This window comes from Streptomyces sp. R-07 (assembly GCF_049913175.1).
Classification (GTDB): domain Bacteria; phylum Actinomycetota; class Actinomycetes; order Streptomycetales; family Streptomycetaceae; genus Streptomyces.
Window position 1 is genome coordinate 3,947,185 of sequence record NZ_CP183978.1, and the last position, 24,332, is coordinate 3,971,516.

Consider the following 24,332-nt stretch of genomic DNA (forward strand, 5'->3'; position numbering starts at 1 on the left):
GGTTCATCGCGCCGAGGCGGCGAACTCCCGGACGCTGTCCGTCACATGGTCGATCATGGCGTCCGTCAGGCTCGGATGGACGCCCACCCACAGGGTGTGCTCGGTGATGACGTCGGAGTTGGTCAGCTCGCCCACCACCCGGAAATCACGGCCCTGATAGGCCGGGTGGCGGGTCAGGTTGCCGCCGAACAGGCGCCGGGTGCCGATGGCCCGGGAGGCCAGGAACCCCTCCAGGTCGCGCCGGGTGAAGGGCGCGTCGGGCCGCACGGTGAGCACGAAACCGAACCAGCTGGGGTCGCTGTGCTCCGTCGCCCGGGGCAGCAGCAGCCCGGGGACCTCCGCGAGACCCTCGTACATCCGCTGCCAGTTGGCCCGGCGGGCCTTGCCGAACGCGTCGAGCCTGGTCAGCTGGCTGACGCCGAGCGCCGCCTGGATGTCGGTGGCCTTCAGGTTGTAGCCGAGGTGCGTGAAGATGTACTTGTGGTCGTAGCCGTGCGGCAGCGTCCCCAGCTGGTAGTCGAAGCGTTTGAAGCAGGTGTTGTCCTGGCCCGGCTCGCACCAGCAGTCCCGGCCCCAGTCCCGCAGCTGCTCCACGATCCGCGCCAGCGCCAGGTTCCGGGTCAGGACGCAGCCGCCCTCGCCCGTGGTGATGTGGTGCGCCGGGTAGAAGCTGGTCGTCGTCAGATCGCCGAAGGTGCCGGTCAGCCGGCCGTGGTGGTACGAGCCGACCGCGTCGCAGTTGTCCTCCACGAGGTACAGGCCGTGCTCGGCGGCGATCGCGGCGATGTCGGCCACCGGGAACGGATTGCCCAGCGCGTGCGCGATCATGATCGCCTTCGTCCGCGGGCCGACCGCGGCGAGGACCCGCTCCGCCGTCGTGTTGTACGTACCGAGCTCGACGTCGACGAAGACGGGGACCAGGCCGTTCTGGATGATCGGGTTGACCGTCGTCGGGAACCCGGCCGCCACGGTGATCACCTCGTCGCCGGGGCGCAGCCTGCGCTCGCCCAGCGTGTGGGAGGTGAGCGAGGTCAGGGCGAGGAGGTTCGCCGACGAACCGGAGTTGGTCATGTGCGCCTTGCGCAGCCCGAAGTAGCGGGCGAAGTCGCGCTCGAAGCGCCGGCTGCTGGGCCCGGCCGCGATCCGCAGGTCGAGCGCCGCCTCGACGAGCGCCACCCGGTCGTTCGCGTCGAGTGTCGCGCCCGCCGGCTGCACCGGCGTCACTCCCGGCACGAACTCCAGGTCCTCCGTGGCCCGGTGGTACTCGCGCACCATCGCCAGGATGTGCGTCTTCTCCGCGTCCATCGGATCCACTGGCCTTTCGCTGGGCTGACAGGGAGCGCGGCGCGGACGTGCCACCGCGGACCCCGTCACCCTGGAGCCGTCCGCTAGCCGCCGACTAGCCGGTCGCTAGCCCGCCGCTGGGTCCCTGCTCGAGCCCCGCTGGAAGCCCCGCCGGAAGTCCCGGCCACCGCCTCCCACAGCCCCCGCAGCGATTCCTCCGGGTCGCGCACCGCTCGCCAGCCGAGGAGCTCCCCCGCGAGCTCGTGGGACGGGCCCGGTGCCACCCCGGACAGGCCCCCGGGCGGCGTGTGCCCCGGCTCCGGGAGGCGCTCCTCGACGCGCGCGGGCACGCCGCTGAGCCGGATGAGCGTGTCGAGCAGCTCCCGTACGTCGACCGGGCGGCCCGTGCCCAGATCGAGGACCCGGCCGCCCACTCGCGCGGCGGCGGGCGGTGCGGCGGCCGCGAGCACGGCGTCGGCGGCGTCCCGTACGTCGAGGAACTCTCGGCGCTCGCGCCGGGCGAGGGTCGTCACGGTCACGGCTTCGCCGGTGCGCGCGGCCCGGGCGAGCCGCGCGCCGACCCCGCCCAGGAAACTGCCCTCGGGGGTGCCCGGGCCCAGCAGGTTCGGCAGCCGCAGCACCGTGCCGCCCGCCCCGGTCACACACGCGGTGGCGGCCGCCTTCGTACGGCCGTAGACGGTCGTCGCCGCGTGCTCGTGCACGCTGCCGAGCTGGACGAACCGGGGCGCGCGGACCCCCAGGGCGGTCACGGCCGTCATGCACCGGAGCACGGCGGCTTCGTTGGCCTCCGCCATCTCCTCCTCGCTCGCGCCCCACACCGCGCCGGCGGCGTTGACCACGACCTGCGGTGCCAGGGCGGCCAGCTCGTCCGCGAGCCGTTCCGGCCCGGCCCGCACCAGGTCGACGGTGTGCGCCGTGACCCCTCTGGGTGCCCGGGCGCGCCGGGACCAGGCGTGCACCTCCCAGCCGCCGGCCAGGAACGCGGCGCACACATGTCCTCCGACGAATCCGCTGCCGCCGAGGACGAGCACGCGCGGCGCGGGGACGGGACGGGATGCCATGTCAGGGCCTCCTTCAGGGCTGCCGCCGGGGGCCCGAGCCTTCCAGGGCGGCCTGTAGTCCCGCTCGAGCGGCCCGCGTGAGGCTGGCGCGAAGAGCACGGGACCGGGCAACCGGCACCAGCCGCAGGCACTCACAAGGAGCAGACCAGGATGCCGACTCAGCAGTTGACGGCACGGCAGACGTCGTCCCGCACCGAATCCGCGGCCGTGGTGGTCGCGGCCGCCGATGTCGCGAAGATCGCCGCGGAGCACGCGCGGGACGCCGAGCGTGCTCGCCGGCTCGCCCCCGAGGTGGTGCGGTCCATGCTGGACGCCGGTTTCGCACGCCATTTCGTACCGCGCCGACACGGCGGCGAGGCCGGGACCTTCGAGGAGATCGTGCGGGCGGTGTCCGTGGTCGGCGAGGGCTGCACCTCGGCCGCCTGGGCGGCGTCGCTGACCGCCTCCCTCGGCCGGATGGCCGCGTACCTTCCCGAGGAGGGGCAGCGGCGGATCTGGGCGGGCGGCCCGGACGCCCTGATCGTGGGCGCGCTCATGCCGCTGGGCCGGGCCCGGCGCGAGGAGGGCGGCTGGCGGATCGGCGGCACCTGGCCGTACGTGAGCGCCGTGGACCACGCGGACTGGGCGCTGGTGTGCGCGATGACGACCGAGGACCGGCCGACCGCCCGGTTCTTCGCCGTGCCGCGCGGCGACTGGCGCACCGAGGACACGTGGTCGTCGGTCGGCATGCGCGGGACCGGCAGCAACACGCTGTCGGTGGACGGGGTGTTCGTGCCGGACGAGCTGACCTTCACCCGTGAGGCCGTCGCCACCGGCATCGCCGAGGGCGCGGAGGCGCCCTGCCACCGTGTGCCCCTGAAGGCCGTCAACGGGCTGTGCTTCGCGGCTCCGGTGCTGGGCGCCGCGCGGGCCGCCCTGGCGGCCTGGCGGGAGGGCACGGCGCCCCGCCACACCTCGGGGTCCGGCGGTCTGGACAGCGCGGCGGCGGTCGTCCTCGGCCGCGCGGCGGGCGAGGCGGACGCGGCGGCGCTGCTCCTGGAGGCGGCGGCCCGTACCGCCGACGCCGGAGAGGTCACCGCCTTCGACGTGGCCCGCAACGGCCGGGACTGCGCGCTCGCGGCCGAACTCGCCACGTCCGCCGTGGACCGCCTGTTCGCTTCCGCGGGGACCCGCGCCCACCAGGACGCGGCCCCGCTCCAGCGCCACTGGCGGGACGCCCACACGGCGTCCGGCCACGTGGTCCTGGCCTTCTCCGCGGCGGCCGAGTCGTACGCCCGCGAACTCCACCCGCCGCACCCCGCGAACTGACCCCGGCCCGGCGCCCACCACCACGGGCGCCCACGCCGCCCCGGCCCGGCGCCCACCGCCGCGGGCGCCCACGCCGCCCCGGCCCGGCGCCCACCGCCGCGGGCTCCCTCAGGACCCGGCCCGGCGCCCACCGCCGGAGGCGCCACCCCGCGAACCGACGCCGCCAACCGACCCCGGCCCGGCATCCTCCGGCCCGGCACCCGATCCGGCCCGGCCCGGCCCAGCACCCGCCCGGCCACGCGCCCGCGCCGCCCCGCCCCGCGTCCCTCAGTCCTGCGGGCCGTCCTGGCAGCTCGGGCTCGTGCCGCCGCACGGGTCCTCCGTGGGGGCGCGGTGCCGGAGGCCGCGGGCCGCGGCCCCCGTCGGCTCGCGCAGGAGCCTGCGCGGCCCGGGGCCCTCCTCGCCGAGCTCGTCGTACGGGTTCGTCAGCGGACAGTCCCGTACCGAGAGGCAGCCGCAGCCGATGCAGTCCTCCAGGCCGTCGCGCAGCGCAAGGAGCTGTTCGATGCGCTCGTTGAGATCCGCGCGCCAGCGCTGCGAGAGCCGCGCCCAGTCGTCCCGGTTGGGCGTGCGCTCCTCGGGCAGCTCGGCCAGCGCGTCGCGGACGGTGCTCAGGGGGATGCCCATGCGCTGGGCGACCCGGATCACCGAGATGCGGCGCAGCGTGTCCCGCGTGTAGCGGCGCTGGTTGCCGGGCGTGCGGCGGCTCTTGATGAGCCCCTTCGACTCGTAGAAGTGCAGGGCCGTGACCGCGACGCCGCTGCGTGCCGACAGCTGTCCGACGGTGAGCTCGGTGAGGTGGTACGCGGGCCGGGCGACGGTCATGTCAGCCGGCCTCCACCAGGGCCCGGTGCAGCTGGTCCACCGAGGGGACGCCGGTGGTGACCCGTACGCCGTCGACGAAGATCGTCGGTACGCCGGTGACCCCGCGGCGGGCGGCGGCCCGCTCGTCCTCGCGTACGGCCTCGCCGTAGGCGTCCGTCGCCAGGACGGCCGTGACGCGGTCGGCGTCGAGCCCGGCGTCGGTCGCGGTGCGCAGCAGGACCTCGTGGTCCGCCACGTTCCGCTGTTCCGTCAGATAGGTGCGGAACAGCTCGCTCTTCATCCGGTGCGAGAGACCGTCCTCGGCGGCGAGGTGCACCAGGCGCTGCGCGTCGAAGGAGTTCACGGGGCGTACGCCGGTGAGGCGGATGTCCAGCCCCTCGGCCTCGCCCAGGACCCGGATCTTCTCGAACAGCTCGACCGTTTCCCCGGGTTGGAGTCCGAGCTTCTCCCGCATCATCTCGCCGAGCGTAGCACCGGGCGTACGGGGCTGGTCGGGACGGAGTTCGAAGCTTCGCCACACCACATGGGTCTCGCGGTCCCCCAGGCGTTCGATCGCCTTGTCGAGGCGTGCCTTGCCGATGTAGCACCACGGACACATGATGTCGGACCAGATCTCGATCTTCACGGACGCTCTCTCCCCACTTCCGGTAATAGCTCTCAGGCTGCAACCTCGAGTGCGCTGGAGGTCAAGCGCACTCGAGGTCGCGTGCAGCGAAAACGCGCCGGCCGGCCCCGCTCGGGGACCGGCCGGCGCGGCGCACCCGCGAAGCGGCTACTTGACGACCGTCGTGGTCAGCGCGATCGGCTGGTCGGGCCAGCAGGCGAGCTGGGCCTCGCCCTCCCAGTTCGGGGAGATGAAGGTCCAGCTGAAGCCCGGGTCGTCGTGCGAGGTGCCGCCGAAGCGGGTCTCCAGGGTGGCCCGGGTGTTGGGGGCCTTCAGCTTGATGGTGATCTTCGGCAGGTCGAAGGGGGTGCTGGAGACGTACGGGCCCGCGGCGCGCAGCACGGCCTTGGTGCCGTCTATCTGCAGCTCCGGGGTGCCCGCGGCGCCGCCGTCGGCGACCTGGTAGGAGACGACCGTCGCGCCGGCCGGCAGCTTGAACTGCAGGGCGACGTTCTTGACCTCCTTGTTGTAGGCCGGGTTCGGGGTGATCGGGGCCGGGTCGAGGGTGACGTCGAAGGTCGCCCCGGGGCGGACGGTCGCGGGGGCGACGGCGTCCACGTAGGTGGAGTAGGCGAGGCCGGTGACGGTGCCGACCCGGCAGTCGAAGTAGGTCTTCACCGGAGCGGCCTGGGCGCCGGACGTGGTGGCCGCGACACCGGCCAGGGCCAGCGGGACGGCGATCGCGGCGGTGCGGGCACGGCTGCGCAGTGCGGACATGGTGATGGGTTTCCGTTCTCGTCGACAGCGTTCCGCCGGCCGGGTGCCGGCGGCTGGGTGGATGGTCGGAAGGCGCGCCGGTGCCGACCGGCGGCACACGGCGGTCCCGTCGTCAGGAGGCGGGCGCGCGCCAGAATCCGGGGTGGTCGCGGTACCAGTCCACGACCGCCCCCAGTCCGCTCTCGATCGACCAGCGGGGCGCGTAGCCCAGCTCCTCGCGGATCTTGGAGTCGTCGATCGCATAGCGGAAGTCGTGTCCGAGGCGGTCCTCGACATGGCGCACCATGTCCCAGTCCGCGCCCAGGAGGCCGAGCAGGCGGGCGGTCATCTCGCGGTTGCTCATGCCGCTGCCGCCGCCGATGTTGTAGATCTCGCCGGCCCGGCCCTTGGTGAGGACCAGGTGCAGCGCCCGGCAGTGGTCGTCCACGTGCAGCCATTCGCGCACGTTGCGGCCGTCGCCGTACAGCGGGACCTTCCGGCCGGTCAGCAGCCGCGTGACGAAGTGCGGGATGAGCTTCTCGGGGTGCTGGCGGGGCCCGTAGTTGTTGGAGCAGCGGGTGACGCGGACGTCGAGCCCGTGCGTGCGGTGGTAGGCCCGGGCGATCAGGTCGCTGGAGGCCTTGGAAGCGGCGTAGGGCGAGTTGGGCAGCAGGGGGCTGTCCTCGGTCCAGGTGCCGCTGGCCAGCGAGCCGTACACCTCGTCGGTGGAGACGTGCAGGACCCGGTCCACCCCGGCGTGCAGGGCGGCGTCGAGCAGCTGCTGGGTGCCCATGACGTTCGTACGGACGAACTCGCCGGGTCCGGTGAGGGAGCGGTCGACGTGGGACTCGGCCGCGAAGTGCACGATCGCGTCGTGGCCCGGGAGGACGCGGTCGAGGAGGACCCGGTCGCAGATGTCGCCCCGGACGAAGTCGAGCCGGTCGTGCTCCTCGGGGAGGTTGTCGCGGCGGCCCGCGTAGGTGAGCCGGTCGACGACCGTGACGTGGACGTCCTCGGTCTCGGGGTAGGCGCCCGCGAGGATCTGGCGGACGTAGTGCGAGCCGATGAACCCGGCGGCGCCGGTGACCAGGAGCCTCATGCGGCGACCTCCGCCCGGGTGTGGTCGCCGATGATGAGCCGGCGCCCGGCGGACTCGCCGCAGCGCACGTCGGCCGAGCGGCCGATGAGCGAGCCGGACAGGCCGCGCACGCCCTGGATGGACACGCCGTCGAGGACGATCGAGTCGCGGATGCCGGCGTCCTCCAGCACGCAGTCGCGGCCGAGGGCGGTGTACGGGCCGAGCTCGCTGTCGCGCACGACGCTGCCCGCCCCCACCACGAGCGGTCCGACGAGGTGCGAGCGCTCCACGAGGGCCCCGGCCTCGACGACCACGTGGCCTTCGAGCGTGCTGGCCGCGTCGACCTCGCCCCGTACGCCGGGCTGGAGTCCGCGCAGCAGCACCCGGTTGCAGTCGAGCAGGTCGTCGGGGCTGCCGGTGTCCTTCCAGTAGCCGGAGTACTCGCCGGCGACGACGCGGTCGCCTCGTTCCACCAGGTACTGGATCGCGTCGGTGATCTCCAGCTCTCCGCGGGCGCTCGGCTCGATGGCGCGGACCGCCTCGTGCACGGCGGCGGTGAAGAAGTACACGCCGATCACGGCGAGGTCGCTGCGCGGCTGCCGCGGCTTCTCGACCAGCGCGCGGACCCGCCCCTCGGCGTCGACCTCGGCGACGCCGTAGGCGCGCGGGTCGTCCACCTTGGTGAGCAGCAGCCTGGCGGCGGTGCGGTCGGCCCGGAAGTCGCGGGCGGACTCGGCGATGCCGTCGGCGAGGATGTTGTCGCCCAGGTACATCACGAAGTCCTCCTCCCCGAGGAACTCCTCGGCGATGGCGACGGCGTGCGCCAGGCCGAGCGGGGCCTCCTGCTGGAGGTAGGTGACGTTCAGCCCGTAGGCGGAGCCGTCTCCGACGACGGCGCGGATGTCCTCGGCGCGGTCGCCGACGACGACGGCGACGTCCTCGACACCGATGGCGCGGACGTTCTCCAGGCAGTGCACCAGGATCGGCTTGTTGGCGACGGGCACCAGCTGTTTGGGCATGGAATAGGTGAAGGGACGCAGTCTGGTCCCCATCCCTCCGGACAGAATCAGTGCCTTCATGGCAACCCTTCACTCCCGCCTTCGGCCCTTGCCTTCGTTACGGGGCGATTCTGCGAAGTCGACCTAGAGAGCCGGTCCAATCCAGCTGGACCCGGCGCGGAACCGTCCTGTACGAGGTTGCCGGAGCGAACGCGGAGAAGGGGGCCGGCACGGGGCCGGCCCCCTTCGAGGACACGCGCAAACGGGGGATGAGCGCGCGTCCGTACGGGGGCGTGCTCGCCCGCCAATGGGGCGGGGGGCACGCGGGTGCGCGGCCGGGGTTCCGGGGTCCTGGCCCCGAGGTCCCGGCGCGGTGGTCGGTCAGCTCTTGCCCGCGGGCTGCTTCCCCTGCTCCTTGGCGCCGCCCGGCGCTCCGGCGGCGGGCTCGCGGCGCTTCTCCTTCGGCACGGCCGCGAGGACCAGGGCGATCAGGAGCATGACCCCGCTGACCACGAAGACGGTCTGCATCGCCTCGGCCATGCCCTCCAGGAACGGCTTGGCGAGCCGCGGGTCGGCCTGGTCGAGGAAGGAGCTGTCGTCCATCGGTACGGCACCGTCCCGGGCGGCGAGCAGCACCTTGTTGGCGGCCTGCCCGGTCACGGACGGGTCGTTCACGGCGGCCGCGTAGGCGGGGTCGGAGGCGGCGTCGCGGTAGGCCGCGGCGACCTTCTCGCCGACCGCGCCGAAGAACATCGACAGGAAGACGGCGATGCCGGCGGTGCCGCCGATCTGCCGGAAGAAGGTGAACGAGCCCATGCCGGCGCCCATGTACTGCGGCGCGACGCCCGTCTGGATCGCGATGAGCATGACCTGCCAGCACAGGCCGATGCCGAAGCCCATCAGTCCGGCGGCGACGCCCGTCAGCCACAGCGAGGTGTCGACGGTGAGCATCCCGAACCAGAGGGTCGCGACGACCATCAGGACGAGGCCGGTCAGCAGGACCACCTTGTAGCGGCCCGTCTTGGTGACGTACGGACCGGCGATCCGGCCCGCCGCGACGATGCCCAGCGTCTGCGGCAGCATCATCAGGCCGGCCTCGGTGGGGGACAGGCCCTTGACCATCTGGAAGTACAGCGGCAGGACGGACAGCGCGCCGAACACGGCGGCGCCGATGAGGACGTTGACGCCGTTGTAGACGGAGAAGAGCGGGTTGCGGAACATCGGTGTGGGCAGCAGGGCGGCGTCGGCCGCCCGCTTCTGCGCCAGCAGGAACAGCACCAGGCCGACCGCGCCCAGACCGAACAGCAGAAGCGTTCCCGGGTCGGTCCAGCCCCACTTCGGGCCCTGTTCGACCGCGAAGAGCAGCGGCAGCAGGCAGGCGATCAGCGCGAGCAGGCCCGCGATGTCGAACTTGTGCTGGGTGCGGTTCGGCTGGACGCGCACCAGCGTGCCGATGAGGAGCGCGGCGGCCAGGCCGATCGGCACGTTGATGAAGAAGGCCCAGCGCCAGCCGGTCGCGCCGAGGAAGGAGTCGAGCCCGGCGAAGAATCCGCCCGCGACGGGGCCGATGACGGCCGAGACACCGAAGACCGCACCGAACCACGCCTGGTAGCGGCTGCGTTCGGTGAGCGGCACCAGGTCGGTGAGGATCGCGAAGGCGAGGCTCATCAGACCGCCCGCGCCGATGCCCTGGATGCCGCGGAACACGGCGAGGGTCGTCATGGACTGGGCGAGGCCGGAGAGCACGGAGCCGAGGACGAAGACGCCGACGGCGGTGATGTAGACGGGCCGGCGGCCGTAGATGTCCGAGAGCTTGCCGTAGAGGGCCGTCGTGATCACCGAGGTGATCATGTACGAGGTGTTCGCCCAGGCCTGCTCCGAGAGGCCGTCCAGGTCGTCGGCGATGGTACGCAGCGCCGCGGAGATGATCGTCTGGTCGAGCGCGGCCATGAACAGGCCGAGCAGCAGACCCGTCATGATCAGCCGGATCCTGCGCTTGTCCACCGCCCCGGCCGCGTCGGTACCGGAATCGGGCGCGGGGGATTCCGGCTTCGCTGTGTCTGTCATCGGGAGTTTCTTCCTTCGGATTCGGAAGGGACGTCGGGAGGGGGGTCGGCCGCTGCGTCCGGACCAGGATGAAACCTCTAGCGCGCTGGAGGTCAAGGGGCATCGTGCGGCGCCTCGCTAGGGCCCGACTACAGAGCTCCTCGCGCTCCCGCACGCCGCACCGCACGGCCCACGCCACCCGCGCCTGCCCCCGTACCGCCGCCCCCGCCACCCGCGTACCGCCCGCGCCTGACCCCGTACCGCCCCCGCCACCCGCGTACCGCCCGCGCCTGACCCCGTACCGCCCTCACCACCCGCGTACCGCCCGCGCCTGACCCCGTACCGCCCCCGCCGCCCGCGTACCGCCTCGTCTGCCCCGTACCGCTTCCAGCAGCGCTCCAGGAGCGCTCGACCCCCGCTCCCTAGCGTCCGCGGCCATGAGATTCCTTTTTGTGTCCGGAGGAAGCGCGGGGGCGGTCTTCCCCATCACCCCGCTGGCGCTCGCGGCGCGCAACGCCGGCCACGAGGTGATCGTCGGGGCCACGGAGAACGTGATGCCGCTGGTCGCCGCGACGGGTCTGCCCGGCGCCCCGATCACCTCGCGCACCATGTTCGACTTCATGCAGCGCGACCGGCACGGCAATCCGCTGGAGATCCCCAAGGACCCCCACGAGCGGAACCTGTTCAACGGCCGGGGCATGGCCCGCCTCGCCCTGGGCAGCATGGAAGGCCTCGTCCCGCTGGTCGAACGCTGGCGGCCCGACGTCCTGGTCGCCGGAGCCCTCTCGTACGCCGCCCCGCTCGTCGCCCACCGCTTCGGCCTGCCCTGGGTGCGGCACGCGCTCAACATGGGCGAGCCGTCCATCATCGACCTGTCCGCCGCCGCCGAACTGGCGCCGGAGCTGGAGGAGATGGGCCTGTCCGCCATCCCCGACCCGGACATGTACGTGGAGATCTGCCCGCCCGGCGCCCGCCGCCCGGACGCGGGGCCCGCGCAGTTCATGGGGTACGTGCCCTTCAACACCCAGCGGGCGCTGGAACCCTGGATGTACTCCAGGAGCGGGGACCGGCCGCGCGTCCTGGTCTCGGCCGGCAGCCGGGTGACCGCCGACTACGAGGCCGACGCCCTGTCCGCCCTGGTGGAGAAGGTCGCCGGGCTCGACGTGGAGCTGCTCATCGCGGCGCCGCAGGAGATCGCGGACGCCCTGGGCGACCTGCCGGAGAACGTACGGGCGGGCTGGCTGCCGCTCGACGTCGTGCTGCGCACCTGCGATCTGCTCGTGCACCGGGCCGGCGGCAACACGATGCTGCACGCGATCGTGTGCGGCGTCCCGCAGCTGCTGATCCCGGCGATGCCGAAGCAGGTGGGGATGTCGGCCCGGCTCGCGGAGTACGGCGCCGCGATCATGCTGACGGCGGGCGAGGACGACTCCCCCGAGAACGTCGCCAAGATGTGCCGGGAGCTGCTCGAAGACCCGTCCTACCGGGCGAGGACCGAGGAGTTGAGCCGGGAGATCGCGGGGCTTCCCACACCCCACGACGTGACGGTCGCCATCGCCGACATGGTCCGGGCGCGCGCGGGGATGTGAATCCGTCACGTCCGATTCGTGACGGGAACACTGGTCGGCGATCATCAGGTATTCGCACAATCCAGCGAGCGCTGCGTCACCGCGCCCACAGTTCGAACGTCCTCTTGGAACATTCGAAGGCTCCTGGAAGGAACCCCCATGAACCACGTCCTCGCCGAGAACCCCGCCTGGGCCGCCGTCCTCACCCCGGCCCCCGAGGAGTCCGTGAACACGCTGTCGATCGAGGACCTGGACACGGTCCCCGCCGACGCGGCGGCGCTGTTCACCCTCTGTGTCCTGGCTCCCGAGCCGGCCGAGGCCGTCGCGGCCTGACGCCCCGGCACACGAGCAGGGGGACCGGTGGCCGTGGACGGCGGACCGCGGATCGGCTGGCGCAGCCATCTGCGCAGCCTCGTCGTGCCCGGCGAGGCGGTCTACCTCGTCTCCGCGCGGGGCGTCCGCGCCGTGCGCGGCGCCCCGGCCGAGGCCCTGGCCCCCCTGCTCGACGGCAGCCGCACCCCGGACCAGGTGCTGCGGGAGGCCGCCGCCACCGGTGCCGGCCCGGAGGACCTGCGCCGCGCGCTCGCCGAACTCTGGTCCGCGAACCTGCTCCGCGCGCACGCCCACCCGTCTCCGAGCGCACCCACCGCCCCCGGCCCCTCGGCCGAGGCCTTCTGGGACCTGGCCGGAGCGGCGGCGGCCCCGCCCGCGACGGCGGTCGTACGGCTCGTCGTCCTCGACGGCCCCGTCTCCGCGGCGGAGGCACGGGACGCCTGCGCCGCCTCCGGGCTCGCCCTCGCGCCCCCCACCGCGGAAGCGGAGGACGCCGACGTCACCCTGGTGCTCTGCGCCGACTATCTGGATCCCCGGCTCGCCGACGTCGACGCGCGGCAGCGCGCGGCCGGCCGGCCCTGGATCCTCGCCAGGCCCGGCGGCCCCGAGGCGTGGACCGGCCCCGTCCTGCGCCCCGGCGACGGTCCCTGCTGGCACTGCCTCGCCGAACGCCTGCGTCTCCACCGCGGCTCCGAGGCACCCCTGCACCGCGCGCTCGGCAGTACGGACCCGGTGCTCCGCCCCGACGCCTCGCTCGCCGCGAGCCGTGCGGCCGGCCTGCACACCGCCGTCCTGGAGACCGCCAAGTGGCTGGCCGGCGTGCCCGGCCCCACCCGCGACGCCGTCCACACCTTCGACTCCCTCACCCTCGCCGGTGAGCTGCATCCGGTGACCCGCCGCCCGCAGTGCCCGGCCTGCGGCGACCCCGGGCTCGTGGGCACCCGGGTGCGCGAGCCCTTCGTCCCCCGGTCCCGCCCCAAGGCGGCGGACGGCGGAAACGGCCACCGCACCCTGTCCCCCCGTCAGATGCTGGACCGCTACGGCCATCTGGTGGGCCGCGTCACCGGAGTCGTACGCGAGGTGCGGCGCGACCCGCGCAGCCCCGACTTCACCCACAGCTTCCTCTCCGGGCACAACCTGGCGATGCGGGCGTCGACGCTGGCCGGGCACAGCGCCGGGCTGCGCGCGCTCAGCGGCGGCAAGGGCCTCACGCCCGAGGAGGCCACGGTCAGTGCCCTGTGCGAGGCCGTCGAGCGCTACAGCGGCTCGCGGCACGGCGACGAGCCCGTGGTCCGCGACAGCTACCGCGCGCTCGGACCCGCCGCCGTCCACCCGGACTCGGTGCGGCTGTACGACCCCCGGCAGGTGCGCGAGCGGGACGCCTGGAACGCGGCCGGTTCGCCCTTCCAGTACGTCGGCCGCCCCTTCGACGAGGAGGCGCCGCTCGACTGGACCCCCGTGTGGTCGCTGACCGGGAACACCCAGCGCCTGCTGCCCACCTCCCTCCTCTACTTCGACGCCGACCCCGCGGCCCCGCTGCGCGCGGACTCCAACGGCAACGCCGCCGGTTCCAGCCGCGAAGACGCCTTCGTACAGGGCTTCCTCGAACTCGTGGAACGCGACGCGGTCGCCCTGTGGTGGTACAACCGCACCCTCGCCCCCGCCTGCGACCTCGATGCCTTCGTCGCCGCCGGCGACACGTGGATCGAGCCGCTGCGCGCGGGCTACCGCTCGCTCGGCCGCGAGGTCTGGGCCCTGGACCTGACCTCCGACTTCGGCATCCCGGTGGTGGCCGCCCTGTCCCGGCGCACCGACCGCCCTTCCGAGGACGTCCTGTTCGGCTTCGGCGCCCATCTCGACCCGCGCATCGCGGTACGCCGCGCGCTCACCGAGATGGGCCAGCTGCTGCCCGCGGTCGTCGACGCGCGCCCGGACGGCACGGGCTACACCGTGGACGATCCCCAGGCGGTGGCCTGGTGGCGCACCGCGACCGTCGCCGGCCAGCCCCATCTGCTGCCGGACCCGCGGCTCGCCCCGAGCGGCCCCGACAGCCACCCGTACGCCCCGCGCGCGGACCTCGCCGACGACGTGACGGCGCTCACCGCGCTCGCCGCCGAACGGGGTCTGGAGGTCCTGGTCCTGGACCAGACGCGACCGGACATCGGGCTTCCCGTGATGAAGATCATCATTCCCGGCATGCGCCAGTTCTGGCCACGTTTCGCGCCGGGCCGTCTCTTCGACGTGCCGGTCGCACTGGGCCGGCTCACCGCCCCCACCCCGTACGAACTCCTCAACCCCCTGCCGCTGTTCGTCTGACACCGGCGACGCCGGCCGGCCCGACCGCCCCTCTCGGCCATCACCCTCCCGGCAGCGGGGAATCCGCCGCTGTCCGGAGACCGTTCATCGAGGTCGGAGCCGATGGAGACCCGGACAGCGCGGTCCGATATTTCCATGATCGGCATCGCGATACCTTCCGGTATGTCTCTTCCCCCACAGAGAGGTCGTCACCTCTGATGCACTCGACGGAACAGCAGTCGGACGATCCGAACGAAGCCGCGCCACACCTCTCTCACGACGGCTCCGCCGTGCCGGCCCCCCGCCTGGCCCGCTCGGTCCTGCTGGCCACCATGGCCGGATACTCCCTGGTCACCGCCGTGAACATCCTCGACGCCGGAACCTCACCCCTCCAGAGCGGCGTCGGATTCCTCGCCCTGCTCGTGATATTCGGCCTCCAGCTCGTGCACTCCCGGCCGCACGCCCGGCAGAGCTCGTACGGATTCCGCGTCACCACCCTCGCCCTGCAGGCCGTGTGCTGCTACCTACCGCTCACGCTGTTCCACCTGACATGGGGAGCGATGTGCGGTTTCCTGGCCGGCTCCGTCCTCCTGCTCCTCCCGGCCCGGGTGGCCTGGCCGCTGTACATGGCGATCGGACTCTCCCTCTTCGGATACGCGGCGTTCGTCGCCGACCGCGGCCTCTTCGACAGCGTCTACACGCTGGAGACCACCCTCGTCACCGGGCTCGTGGTGTTCGGGCTGAGCAGCCTGACCGGTCTGGTGACCCGCCTGCACGCGCAGCGTTCCGACCTGGCCAGGCTGGCCGTGGCCGACGAGCGGCTCCGCTTCTCCCGGGACCTCCACGACCTGCTCGGGTACAACCTGTCCGCGATCACCCTGAAGACCGAACTGGTCCGCCGGCTGGTGCCGGAGATGCCCGGCCCCGCCAGGGCGGAGACCGACTCCATCCTCGCCCTGTCCCGCCAGTCGCTCGCCGACGTGCGCAAGGTCGCGACCGGCTACCGCGACATGTCGCTGCGCGAGGAGGTGGCCGTCACCCGCTCGATGCTGGAGGCGGCGGGCATCGAGGTGGTGACGGCCATCGACACGGGCCCGCTGCCGCCGCGGATCGACACCGTGCTCGCCACCGTGCTGCGCGAGGGCGTCACCAACGCGCTGCGGCACAGCCACGTCCACCGGTGCACGATCCGGTGCGGGGAGGAGGACGGCGTGGTCACGCTGAGCATCGCCAACGACGGCGTGGAGCCCGCCGACCGGAGCCCCTACGGGGTCGGGCCCGTGCCCCGGCAGGCGGCGGCGGACGAACCCGGCGGCACCGGCCTGGGCAACCTCACCCACCGCCTGGGCCGCGTCGGCGGCAGCCTCACCACCGAACTGAGCGAGGACGGCTGGTTCCGGATGACCGCCCGCGCACCACTGCACACCCGACCTGACACAGTCGGCCTTAACCGGAAGGAGAACGCACAGAAGTAAACAATTGTAGTGTGAATACAGTCGAACCAGGGGGGGTTCACCGCAGTGATACGGATATTGCTGGCCGAGGACATGGGCATGGTCCGCGGTGCTCTGGTAGCACTGCTCGGCCTGGAGGACGACCTCGAGGTGGTCGCGCAGGTCGAACGCGGCGACAGGATCCTCCCGACCGCCCTGGAGCACCGCCCCGACGTGGCGATCATCGACATCGGGCTCCCCGGCATCGACGGCCTGACGGCGGCGGCACTGCTCGCCGAGGAGCTCCCCTCCTGCCGCACCCTCATCCTCACGAGCCTCAGCCGCCCCGGTGTCCTCCGCCGGGCCCTGGACGCCAAGGTCGCCGGCTTCCTGCCGAAGGACGCCTCCCCCCAGGACCTCACCGAGGCCATCCGCCGGATCGCGGCAGGTCACCGCGCCATCGACCTCCAGCTCGCCCTCGCGGCCTGGGACGGCGCCGAGAGCCCGCTCACCAAACGGGAGCTGGAGGTGCTCCGCCTCACCGCCGCGGGCGACGAGGCCCCGGAGATCGCGGCCCGGCTGCACCTGTCCACGGGGACCGTCCGCAACTACCTGACCTCGGTCGTCACCAAGCTGAACGCCCGCAACCGCGTCGACGCGGTGCGCATCGCGCACGAGTCCGGCTGGCTGGTCTGACCCCCGGCCGGACTCGTACGCGTCAGGTGCGCATCAGATGCAGCCCGGCGTACTGCGCCTGCTCCCACTCCAGCTCGAGACCCGGCTCACCGGACAGCACCGCCTGGTGCAGCCGCTGCAGACGGTGCGAGGGCTCCACCCCCAGCTCCTCGATGAGGGTCCTGCGCAGCTCCTGGAACACCTCGAGCGCCCGCCACACCCCGCCCGAGCGGTACAGCGCCGTCATCAGCTGCGCGGCCAGGTTCTCGTTCATCGGGTGCCGGGCGACCAGCATCCGCAGCTCGGCCAGGAGCGAGGCGTGCCGCCCGAGCAGCAGATCCGCCTCGATCCGCTGTTCGAGCGCCCGGGTGCGCTGCTCCTCCATCCCGAGCACCTCGACCCCCAGCACCCGCCCGACCGGCACGTCCACCAGTGCGGGTCCCCGCCACAGCCCGAGCGCCCGCTCCAGCGTCACGGACGCGGCCCGCGCGTCGCCCGCCTCCAGCGCCACCGACCCGCGGGCCGCCAGCGACTGGAACTCCCGCAGATCACTGTCCTCCGGACGCACGGCGAGCCGGTAGCCCCCGAAGCAGGTCGTGAGCACCTCCTTGGCGTCCCCGTCCCGGTCGGGCCCGCAGCCCGGCCCCCCGGCACGCAGCGCCGCGGTCACCTTCCGGCGCAGATGAAGGATGTACGTCTGCAGTGTGGTGGCCGCGCTCTTGGGGATCGCGTCCCCCCAGATCTCCTCCATGAGCGTCGGCACGGTCACCACCCGCTCCGCTCTGATGGCGAGCAGCGCCAGCAACTGGCGCGGCTTGCCCGCACTGGGAACGATCGACTGTCCGTTCAGACGGACCGCGAGCGGCCCGAGAATCCCCACATCCATGAAACTCCCCCGGAGTGATCCGATATTGGAGGGACTGACCAGCGATGTCGTATCGACGATGACACGGCTCGTCCGCGCCTCCCAGGGCCGTCGTCATGGATCGCCCCATGACCAGATCACTCGAGCGGGCCCCGAGCGGGAGTCCAGCGACCACACCTCCGCACGCACCAGAAATGCCCCCCGCCCTGGGTTGCCCACAAGCCGGGCGGATTTCGGAACGGCCCGCTCGGGACAGTGCACCTGGATACACCCCCCTTGGGCAGCTACCTGCAATGGCCCGCCCCGCGGAGACCGGCAGGGTCGACGGTGAGGCGTCCGAGGGGGACGCGCACGAACCGATCGAGCGGGAGGCCGGGCGGCATGCGGGACTGGAAGGCGGAGGCAGGGGTGTTCCTCGCCGTCGCGTTCGTGGCGGCAGGCGTGTTGGGGGCGGTGCAGCCCGCGACCGGGATACCGGCGGAGGTGGTGCAGCTGACCCAGTTCGGCCCCGCCCTGGGAGTGTTGGCGGCGGCCCTGCTGTGGCCGTCCCGTATCCGGGGCCGGCTCGCCGGGGCCCTGCCCGGCCGCCGGGCGCACGAGGCGGAGGGCGCCGGAGAGGAACGGGCCGGGCGGGGGCTCCTGCTGCTGCTCACGGCACCACTGATCACCGTCCTGAGCGTGGCCGCCTACACCGCCGTGGAGGGCACACCCCGGGCGACCGGTCCGTGGTCCCTCGGACACCCCTTCGCGCTGGTCGTCGTGGCCCAGTTCGTCGGCGCGTGCGGCGAGGAGATCGGCTGGCGCTGCCTGCTCCAGCCCCTGGTGCGCACGCGGTTCGGTCCCCTTTCGGCCTCCGCGCTGGTGGGCGTGGTGTGGGGCGTGTGGCACGTCCAGGTCTTCACCCAGGCTCCGGCCTACGCCGCCGGGTTCCTGCTGGCCACCGTGGCGATGTCGGTCGTCCTCGGGCTCGGCCTGGAGCGCGTGCGAGCGGGCCGTCTGCTGCTCGCGGGCGGTTTCCATACCCTGGTCAACCTGGGGATGCTGCTGTTCATGGACGAGGAGTCGGGCGCGGTGCTGCCGATGGTGCTGTTCGGCGGCGCGTGCCTGCTGACGGCGGTTCTGTGGGTCGTACGCGCACCCGCGGTGCGGGACGTGACGCCGGTGTACGGCGCACGCTGACGTGACGGGAGGACGGGTGGCCGGGGCAGTGGGGGACGGACGGACGGACGCGCGTGGCCGCGGTGGTGCGGTGGGACGCGGCTGGGTCGCCGTAGGGCGGTGTCAGTTGCTGTCGCTCGCCGCCTTCGCGACGACCGCGGTCGGCGGGCTCGTGGTGGGCGTACTGCTCCTGCTCCCGGTGGGCGTGGGCTTTCCCCTGCTGCCGCCCGCCGCGCTGGCCCTGCGCCGGCTCTCCGACCGCTACCGCTCCTGGACCCTCCGTTGGACGGGCACGCGGATCAGCCCGCCCGAGCCGCTCGCCCCCGAGGACCCCGGTGGCCGTACCGGGAACCGTCACCGACGGGCACCGCGGATCCTCGGCGACGAAGGGTTCTGGCACGACCTCCGATGGGCTTGGCTGGAGCCGTGGACCGGTGCGCTCCTGGTCGCGCTGCCCCTCGCGCTCGTCGACTACGGGCTGTTCGGCGCGCTGGTGCAGCCGTTCGTCTGGCGGCTCCTCGGCGACGGCAACTGGTATGCGTTCATCCCCGTCCACTCCACCGCCACCATGCTCGCCGCCCTCCTCCTGGGCCTCGCGTTCACCATGGCCGGGCTGCGGCTGGCCCCCACCGCACTGAGGTGGCACGCCCGCTGGAGCCGACGGGTGCTGTCCGCTCCCTACCGCACCGAACTGGAGCGCCGCATCGAGCACCTCACCGACACCCGCGCCGACGCGCTCGACACGCAGGCCGCCGAACTCCGCCGCATCGAACGGGACCTGCACGACGGGGCGCAGGCCCGGCTGGTCGCCCTGGGGATGACCCTGGACCGGGCGTCCCTGCTCCTCGACACCGATCCGCGGGCCGCCCGCGCTCTCCTCGACGAGGTCCGCGCCACCTCGTCACGGGCGCTGAAGGACCTCCGGGACCTGGTCCACGGCATCCAGCCGCCCTTGCTGGCCGACCGCGGACTCGGTGACGCGGTACGGTCCCTGGCACTCGACAGCTTCCTCGACGTGCTGGTCGACGCGCAGCTGCCCGGGCGGCTGCAGGCCCCCGTCGAGTCCGCCGGCTACTTCGCGGTGAGCGAGCTCCTCGCCAACGCGGCCAAGCACTCCGGCGGCCGCCGGGTCCACATCCGCATCGAGCTCGCCGGCGGCCCCGTACTACGCATCACGGTCACCGACGACGGCCACGGCGGGGCGGACCCCTCCCGGGGCAGCGGACTGCACGGCGTCCGGCGGAGGTTGAGTACCTTCGACGGGTCCCTCGACCTGCACAGCCCGCCGGGCGGACCGACCACCGCGACCCTGGAGATACCGTGCGCATCGCCCTCGCCGAAGACCTCTTCCTGCTCCGGGACGGGCTGAGCCGCATGCTCCGGGAGCACGGCTTCGACGTGGTCTCGGCCGTGGACAACGGCCCCGCCCTGCTGCGCGCCCTGCGCGAGGAGCGGCCGGACGTCGCCGTGGTCGACATCCGGCTGCCGCCGACCTTCACCGACGAGGGCCTGCAGGCCGCCCTGGAGGCCCGCCGTACCCGCCCGGCCTTCCCGGTTCTGATCCTCTCCCAGTACGTGGACCAGCTGTACGCCCACGAGCTGCTCGCCGGCGGCCAGGGCGCCATCGGCTACCTGCTCAAGGACCGGGTCACCCACACCGCCCAGTTCATCGACGCCGTACGGACGGTGGCGTCCGGCGGCACGGTCATGGACCCGCAGGTCATCGCCCGGCTCCTCGCCCGCAGCGACGCCCGGGGTGACACCTCCGGACTCACCCCGCGCGAACACGACGTACTGAAGCTGATGGCCGAGGGCCGCTCGAACGCCGCCATCATGAACACCCTGCACATCAGCGAGAGCGCGGTCGCCAAGCACACCGCGAGCATCTTCGCCAAGCTGCGGATCGAGTCGTCCGCCGACGACAACCGCCGCGTGCTGGCCGTCCTGGCCTACCTCAGACGCTGACGGCGGCGCCCACGGCACCGGATCACCCCGGTCAGCCGAGGTTCTTGGGGCCCAGATACGTGCCACCGCTGGCGTCGATGGTGTTCGCGGTGACGAAGCCGCTGTCGGGGGAGGCGAGGAAGGCGACGACCCCGGCGATGTCGGCGGGTTCACCCACGCGTTCGATCGCCTGGCTGCCCGTGACCATCTGCTCGGCCTGGGGATGGCTGAACAGCCACGCGGTGCGGTCGGTGTGGACGGTGCCGGGTTCGACCGTGTTGACGGTGATCCCGCGCGGGCCGACCTCGTTGGCGAGGTTGCGGCCCAGCGTGGCCAGGGCCGCCTTGGACATCGAGTACACCAGCTCGCCCGGCACCGAGATGCGGGTCACGCCGGAGCCGATGTCGATGATCCGGCCCCCCTCGCCCATCAGCGGCAGCGCGCGCCGGATGACGAAGTACGGCGCTCTGACGTTCACCGCGAAGAGGCGGTCGAAGGCTTCGGGGGTCTCGCCGTTGCCGCCTTCGTCGACGGCCGCGTTGTTCACCAGGATGTCGAGTCGGTCGGTTCCCGTCCGTTCCCGAAGGCCCGCCACGACCGCCTCGACGAGGGTGTCCGCGTCGCCGGGCACACCGAGTTCCGCCCGCACCGCGAACGCCTGCCCGCCCGCGGCCTCGATCGCGGCCACCGTCTCCTTGGCGGCGCCCTCGTCCCGTCCGTAGTGCACGGCCACCAGGGCACCGTCGGCGGCCAGGCGCTGGGCGATGCCCCGCCCGATGCCCCGCGACGCGCCGGTGACCAGCGCGGTCCTGCCCGTGAGTGCTGCCATCGGTCCCACTCCCCTCGGAATGCCTCCGCGATGTCGCGGCGCAGTCTCAGATTCCGTCGCCGGGACCCTGGCCATCAACGGCCGTCTCGGTACCGTTCTGTTAAGCGGCGGGTTCACAATCCGGGGGCGGGCGCGTTGAGTTGAGGGACATCGAGATCTTCCTGGCTCTGGCCGAGGAGCTGCACTTCGGACGCACCGCCGAGCGGCTGCACGTCACTCCGGCCCGGGTCAGCCAGTCCGTGAAGAAGCAGGAACGGCGCATCGGCGCCCCGCTGTTCGAACGGACCTCGCGCACGGTGCGGCTGACGCCGCTCGGCGAGCGGCTCCGGCGCGACCTGGCCTCCGGCTACCGGCAGATCATGGAGGGGATCCACAGTGCGACCGCCGCCGCGGGCGGGGTGTGCGGCACGCTGACGCTGGGTGTCATGGGCTCCGAGACGCTGATGATCGGCCATGTCCTCGAACCGTTCCGGGCCCGCCATCCCGCCGTCGAGCTTCGCTACCGCGAGATCCGACCCACCGCGCCCTTCGACGAGTTGCGTGCCGGAGAGGTGGACGCGGCGCTGGTCTGGCTGCCGGTCGACGAGACCGATCTGACCGTCGGACCCGTCACCCACGTCTCCCCCGTGGTCCTGATGGTCAGCACCGGACATCCGCTCGCCACCCGCGCCTCGGTCTGCCTGGAGGACCTGGGCGACTGCACCGTCCTGGCTTCGCCCGCACTCCCGTCCGGCATGGAGGAGGCCTTCCATCCCCGGCGCACACCGTCGGGGCGTCCCATCCGGCGCGGGCCCACCGCGTCGAGCTGGCACGAGCAGATGTCCCTCGTCGCCGGCGGGGACACGGTGTGCGCCGTGGTGGCCGAGACCGCCCGCTTCTACCCCTGGCCCACCATCGCGTATCTGCCCGTCCGTGACGCGCCGCACTGCCACTGGGCCCTGGTCTGGCGCACCACCGGCCACACGCCCGTCATCCGCGCCCTGGCCCGCACGGCCGCCGACGCGACGCCGCAGCCACCCGCCCCGACGGGCTGAGCGGACACCCCCCGGCCGCCGAAAATGGGGACAAAAAGACCCCCCTGACTGCGTTATCGCAGGTCAGAGGGGTCTTCCTCTGTGGAGCCTAGGGGAGTCGAACCCCTGACATCTGCCATGCAAAGACAGCGCTCTACCAACTGAGCTAAGGCCCCGGAACGAGAACAGCGTACCGGGTCACCCCCCATGTCCGGCAAAAGGATAGGACTCCCGGTCGGCGACCACTCTCCGTAAGATGCTGACCGAGGTTCGCAGTGGCGAACCTAAGGGATGGGGAGAAGCAATGGACGCAGCGCAGCAGGAAGCCACGGCAAGAGCCAGAGAGCTTCAGCGCAGTTGGTACGGAGAGCCGCTGGGGGCGCTCTTCCGTCGCCTGATCGACGATCTCGGGCTCAATCAGGCCAGGCTCGCGGCCGTGCTCGGGCTCTCCGCGCCCATGCTGTCCCAGCTGATGAGCGGCCAGCGGGCCAAGATCGGCAACCCGGCCGTCGTCCAGCGCGTCCAGGCCCTCCAGGAGCTCGCCGTCCAGGTCGCCGACGGCAGCGTCAGCGCCGCCGAGGCCACCGACCGGATGGACGAGGTCAAGAAGTCGCAGGGCGGCTCCGTCCTCACCAGCACGGGCCAGACCACCACCGGTTCCGGTGCGCCGACCGTGCGCCGCGTGGTCCGCGAGATCCAGTCGCTGCTGCGCTCCGTGGCGGCCGCCGGTGACATCATCGACGCCGCCGACTCGCTCGCCCCGGCCCACCCGGAACTGGCAGAGTTCCTCCGGGTGTACGGCGCCGGGCGCACCGCCGACGCGGTCGCCCACTACGAGTCGCACCAGAACTGACGCGGGTCCGGCAGCCGGCCGGTTCCGCGGGGAGACGACGCAGACGGGGAGCGGGCGCAGCGCGATGGGTGAGGTCTTCGCTGGTCGGTACGAGCTGATCGACCCGATCGGACGCGGCGGGGCGGGCGCGGTGTGGCGCGCCTGGGACCACCGGCGCCGCCGCTACGTGGCGGCCAAGGTGCTCCTGCAGAGCGACGCGCACACGCTGCTCCGCTTCGTCCGCGAGCAGGCGCTGCGGATCGACCATCCGCACGTCCTCGCCCCGGCCAGCTGGGCCGCCGACGACGACAAGGTCCTCTTCACCATGGACCTGGTGGCCGGGGGCTCGCTGGCCCACGTCATCGGGGACTACGGCCCGCTGCCGCCCCGTTTCGTCTGCGCCCTGCTCGACCAGCTGCTGTCGGGGCTGGCCACGGTGCACGCCGAGGGGGTCGTGCACCGTGACATCAAGCCGGCCAACATCCTCATGGAGGTCACCGGCACCGGGCGGCCGCACCTGCGGCTGTCCGACTTCGGCATCTCCATGCGCAAGGGCGAACCCCGCCTCACCGAGACCAACTACGTGGTGGGGACGCCCGGTTACTTCGCGCCCGAGCAGCTCCTCGGCGCCGAGCCGGACTTCACCGCCGACCTCTTCGCCGTCGGCCTGGTCGCGCTCTATCTGCTCCAGGGCCGCAAGCCGGACTCCCAGGCCCTGGTGGAGCATTTCCTCGCGTACGGCACTCCGAGCGCCCCTGAGGGCATCCCGGAGCCCCTGTGGCAGGTGCTCGCGGGTCTGCTCCAGCCCGATCCGCAGGCCCGGTTCCGGACGGCCACGGGGGCGCGCAAGGCGCTGAGCGCCGCCGTCGAGATGCTGCCCGAGCCGCGCCCCGACGAGCAGCCGATCGAGATCTTCGACCAGCTCGGCCCGCTTCCGGCCGGCTTCGGCCCGGAAGGCCCCACGAGCACCGCGACGCCTGCCCCCGCACCCGCACCCGTACCGGCCCAGGAACAGCCCGCACAGCCGGTGCAGCCCGCACAGCCCCAGCCCCAGTCGCAGCACCAGCCACAGCCCTACCTGCCCACCGCCCAGGTCCCGGCGCCCCAGTCACCGCCCGGCCCCTCCGAGACGGGCAGTTTCCACCTGCCTCCGCCGGTCACGCACCCGATCCCCGCCTTCGAGCAGGCGCCCGCTCCCGCGACGCCGTACGGACAAGCCCCCACGCATCCCTACACCGCTCGGCCCGATCAGGTTCCCGCACCGCACACGCCACCCGCGCCGCCCCACGCGCCGGCGCCCACCCCCGTACGCCGGCCGGGACCGCCCCCGAAGGTGACGGTCCCGGTGCTGCTGCTCGCGCTCGTGTCGTTCGCGGTCGGTTTCTGGGCCCTGGCGCAGATCTGAC

At 72.9% G+C, this 24,332-nt stretch carries 22 protein-coding genes and 1 tRNA gene; 12 read left to right on the top strand and 11 right to left on the bottom strand.

Translation table 11 applies throughout. The features are described from left to right. Positions 1–3 precede the first annotated feature (3 nt). Entirely contained in the window at positions 4–1,305 is a 1,302-nt protein-coding gene (rfbH, locus tag ACN9M0_RS18000) for a lipopolysaccharide biosynthesis protein RfbH (RefSeq protein WP_426403900.1), read from the bottom strand. A gap of 83 nt (positions 1,306–1,388) precedes the next feature. After that, positions 1,389–2,366 (bottom strand): NAD-dependent epimerase/dehydratase family protein, encoded by a 978-nt coding sequence (locus ACN9M0_RS18005; protein WP_426403901.1) that lies wholly within the window; start codon positions 2,364–2,366, stop codon positions 1,389–1,391. A gap of 150 nt (positions 2,367–2,516) precedes the next feature. On the opposite strand from ACN9M0_RS18005, the gene ACN9M0_RS18010 reads away from it, so the two are divergent. After that, positions 2,517–3,674 carry an acyl-CoA dehydrogenase family protein gene (locus tag ACN9M0_RS18010; protein WP_366037041.1) on the top strand — a complete coding sequence of 386 codons (1,158 nt, stop codon included), beginning with the start codon at positions 2,517–2,519 and terminating at the stop codon, positions 3,672–3,674. A 267-nt stretch (positions 3,675–3,941) separates the two neighbouring features. Here ACN9M0_RS18010 and soxR read toward each other — a convergent pair whose 3' ends face one another. The 6 genes from soxR to ACN9M0_RS18040 form a co-directional block, all read right to left on the bottom strand. After that, entirely contained in the window at positions 3,942–4,499 is a 558-nt protein-coding gene (gene soxR / locus ACN9M0_RS18015; protein WP_426403902.1) for a redox-sensitive transcriptional activator SoxR, read from the bottom strand. A gap of 1 nt (position 4,500) precedes the next feature. Next, positions 4,501–5,124, bottom strand: a complete 624-nt coding sequence (locus tag ACN9M0_RS18020; RefSeq protein WP_366037043.1) for a DsbA family oxidoreductase — start codon at positions 5,122–5,124, stop codon at positions 4,501–4,503. Positions 5,125–5,271: 147 nt separating this feature from the next. Then, positions 5,272–5,880, bottom strand: coding sequence for a hypothetical protein (locus ACN9M0_RS18025; protein WP_366037044.1), 609 nt, complete (start codon positions 5,878–5,880; stop codon positions 5,272–5,274). Between the two features lie 112 nt (positions 5,881–5,992). Then, the gene (gene rfbB / locus ACN9M0_RS18030) at positions 5,993–6,958 is read right to left on the bottom strand and encodes a dTDP-glucose 4,6-dehydratase (RefSeq protein WP_366037045.1); all 966 of its coding nucleotides are present in this window, start codon (positions 6,956–6,958) and stop codon (positions 5,993–5,995) included. After that, entirely contained in the window at positions 6,955–8,016 is a 1,062-nt protein-coding gene (locus ACN9M0_RS18035) for a glucose-1-phosphate thymidylyltransferase (RefSeq protein ID WP_366037046.1), read from the bottom strand. Before ACN9M0_RS18035 ends, rfbB begins: the two co-directional genes overlap by 4 nt. A gap of 300 nt (positions 8,017–8,316) precedes the next feature. Further along, positions 8,317–10,002, bottom strand: a complete 1,686-nt coding sequence (locus ACN9M0_RS18040; protein WP_366037047.1) for an MDR family MFS transporter — start codon at positions 10,000–10,002, stop codon at positions 8,317–8,319. 416 nt (positions 10,003–10,418) lie between these two features. On the opposite strand from ACN9M0_RS18040, the gene ACN9M0_RS18045 reads away from it, so the two are divergent. The 5 genes from ACN9M0_RS18045 to ACN9M0_RS18065 all read left to right on the top strand — a co-directional run bounded on the left by ACN9M0_RS18045 (position 10,419) and on the right by ACN9M0_RS18065 (position 16,306). Next, on the top strand, positions 10,419–11,570 hold the full coding sequence (locus ACN9M0_RS18045) for a glycosyltransferase (protein ID WP_366037048.1): 1,152 nt from the start codon (positions 10,419–10,421) through the stop codon (positions 11,568–11,570). A gap of 138 nt (positions 11,571–11,708) precedes the next feature. Further along, entirely contained in the window at positions 11,709–11,882 is a 174-nt protein-coding gene (locus ACN9M0_RS18050; RefSeq protein ID WP_366037049.1) for a hypothetical protein, read from the top strand. A 33-nt stretch (positions 11,883–11,915) separates the two neighbouring features. Beyond that, positions 11,916–14,198: a TOMM precursor leader peptide-binding protein gene (locus tag ACN9M0_RS18055; protein ID WP_366037050.1), complete on the top strand. Its 2,283-nt coding sequence runs from the start codon at positions 11,916–11,918 to the stop codon at positions 14,196–14,198. 197 nt (positions 14,199–14,395) lie between these two features. Further along, a complete protein-coding gene (locus tag ACN9M0_RS18060; RefSeq protein WP_399696231.1) occupies positions 14,396–15,652 on the top strand; it encodes a sensor histidine kinase in 1,257 nt (418 codons plus the stop codon). 45 nt (positions 15,653–15,697) lie between these two features. Beyond that, the gene (locus ACN9M0_RS18065; protein ID WP_366037052.1) at positions 15,698–16,306 is read left to right on the top strand and encodes a response regulator transcription factor; all 609 of its coding nucleotides are present in this window, start codon (positions 15,698–15,700) and stop codon (positions 16,304–16,306) included. Between the two features lie 22 nt (positions 16,307–16,328). Here ACN9M0_RS18065 and ACN9M0_RS18070 read toward each other — a convergent pair whose 3' ends face one another. Next, positions 16,329–17,171, bottom strand: a complete 843-nt coding sequence (locus ACN9M0_RS18070; RefSeq protein ID WP_366037053.1) for an AfsR/SARP family transcriptional regulator — start codon at positions 17,169–17,171, stop codon at positions 16,329–16,331. Between the two features lie 360 nt (positions 17,172–17,531). Between ACN9M0_RS18070 and ACN9M0_RS18075 the strand changes: the two genes are divergently transcribed. The 3 genes from ACN9M0_RS18075 (at position 17,532) to ACN9M0_RS18085 (ending at position 20,273) form a co-directional block, all read left to right on the top strand. Next, positions 17,532–18,329, top strand: coding sequence for a CPBP family intramembrane glutamic endopeptidase (locus ACN9M0_RS18075; RefSeq protein WP_366037054.1), 798 nt, complete (start codon positions 17,532–17,534; stop codon positions 18,327–18,329). A 106-nt stretch (positions 18,330–18,435) separates the two neighbouring features. Further along, entirely contained in the window at positions 18,436–19,677 is a 1,242-nt protein-coding gene (locus ACN9M0_RS18080; RefSeq protein WP_399696233.1) for a sensor histidine kinase, read from the top strand. Next, positions 19,629–20,273: a response regulator transcription factor gene (locus ACN9M0_RS18085; protein ID WP_366037056.1), complete on the top strand. Its 645-nt coding sequence runs from the start codon at positions 19,629–19,631 to the stop codon at positions 20,271–20,273. Before ACN9M0_RS18080 ends, ACN9M0_RS18085 begins: the two co-directional genes overlap by 49 nt. A 31-nt stretch (positions 20,274–20,304) precedes the next feature. On the opposite strand, the gene ACN9M0_RS18090 is transcribed toward ACN9M0_RS18085, so the two are convergent. After that, entirely contained in the window at positions 20,305–21,081 is a 777-nt protein-coding gene (locus tag ACN9M0_RS18090) for an SDR family NAD(P)-dependent oxidoreductase (RefSeq protein ID WP_366037057.1), read from the bottom strand. Positions 21,082–21,221: 140 nt separating this feature from the next. Between ACN9M0_RS18090 and ACN9M0_RS18095 the strand changes: the two genes are divergently transcribed. Then, positions 21,222–22,115, top strand: a complete 894-nt coding sequence (locus ACN9M0_RS18095; RefSeq protein WP_426403903.1) for a LysR substrate-binding domain-containing protein — start codon at positions 21,222–21,224, stop codon at positions 22,113–22,115. A gap of 82 nt (positions 22,116–22,197) precedes the next feature. Here ACN9M0_RS18095 and ACN9M0_RS18100 read toward each other — a convergent pair. Continuing rightward, positions 22,198–22,270 (bottom strand) — tRNA-Ala (locus ACN9M0_RS18100). 128 nt (positions 22,271–22,398) lie between these two features. Between ACN9M0_RS18100 and ACN9M0_RS18105 the strand changes: the two genes are divergently transcribed. Continuing rightward, the gene (locus ACN9M0_RS18105; protein ID WP_189833709.1) at positions 22,399–22,947 is read left to right on the top strand and encodes a helix-turn-helix domain-containing protein; all 549 of its coding nucleotides are present in this window, start codon (positions 22,399–22,401) and stop codon (positions 22,945–22,947) included. Positions 22,948–23,011: 64 nt separating this feature from the next. Then, entirely contained in the window at positions 23,012–24,331 is a 1,320-nt protein-coding gene (locus tag ACN9M0_RS18110) for a serine/threonine-protein kinase (protein ID WP_426403904.1), read from the top strand. Position 24,332 lies beyond the last annotated feature (1 nt).

Bases quoted from the DNA above. Each gene is read 5' to 3' on its own strand.
- rfbH (WP_426403900.1), bottom strand. From the start codon at position 1,305: ATGGACGCGGAGAAGACGCACATCCTGGCGATGGTGCGCGAGTACCAC.
- ACN9M0_RS18005 (WP_426403901.1), bottom strand. From the start codon at position 2,366: ATGGCATCCCGTCCCGTCCCCGCGCCGCGCGTGCTCGTCCTCGGCGGC.
- ACN9M0_RS18010 (WP_366037041.1), top strand. From the start codon at position 2,517: ATGCCGACTCAGCAGTTGACGGCACGGCAGACGTCGTCCCGCACCGAA.
- soxR (WP_426403902.1), bottom strand. From the start codon at position 4,499: ATGACCGTCGCCCGGCCCGCGTACCACCTCACCGAGCTCACCGTCGGA.
- ACN9M0_RS18025 (WP_366037044.1), bottom strand. From the start codon at position 5,880: ATGTCCGCACTGCGCAGCCGTGCCCGCACCGCCGCGATCGCCGTCCCG.
- rfbB (WP_366037045.1), bottom strand. From the start codon at position 6,958: ATGAGGCTCCTGGTCACCGGCGCCGCCGGGTTCATCGGCTCGCACTAC.
- ACN9M0_RS18035 (WP_366037046.1), bottom strand. From the start codon at position 8,016: ATGAAGGCACTGATTCTGTCCGGAGGGATGGGGACCAGACTGCGTCCC.
- ACN9M0_RS18040 (WP_366037047.1), bottom strand. From the start codon at position 10,002: ATGACAGACACAGCGAAGCCGGAATCCCCCGCGCCCGATTCCGGTACC.
- ACN9M0_RS18045 (WP_366037048.1), top strand. From the start codon at position 10,419: ATGAGATTCCTTTTTGTGTCCGGAGGAAGCGCGGGGGCGGTCTTCCCC.
- ACN9M0_RS18050 (WP_366037049.1), top strand. From the start codon at position 11,709: ATGAACCACGTCCTCGCCGAGAACCCCGCCTGGGCCGCCGTCCTCACC.
- ACN9M0_RS18060 (WP_399696231.1), top strand. From the start codon at position 14,396: ATGCACTCGACGGAACAGCAGTCGGACGATCCGAACGAAGCCGCGCCA.
- ACN9M0_RS18070 (WP_366037053.1), bottom strand. From the start codon at position 17,171: ATGGATGTGGGGATTCTCGGGCCGCTCGCGGTCCGTCTGAACGGACAG.
- ACN9M0_RS18075 (WP_366037054.1), top strand. From the start codon at position 17,532: ATGCGGGACTGGAAGGCGGAGGCAGGGGTGTTCCTCGCCGTCGCGTTC.
- ACN9M0_RS18090 (WP_366037057.1), bottom strand. From the start codon at position 21,081: ATGGCAGCACTCACGGGCAGGACCGCGCTGGTCACCGGCGCGTCGCGG.
- ACN9M0_RS18105 (WP_189833709.1), top strand. From the start codon at position 22,399: ATGGACGCAGCGCAGCAGGAAGCCACGGCAAGAGCCAGAGAGCTTCAG.
- ACN9M0_RS18110 (WP_426403904.1), top strand. From the start codon at position 23,012: ATGGGTGAGGTCTTCGCTGGTCGGTACGAGCTGATCGACCCGATCGGA.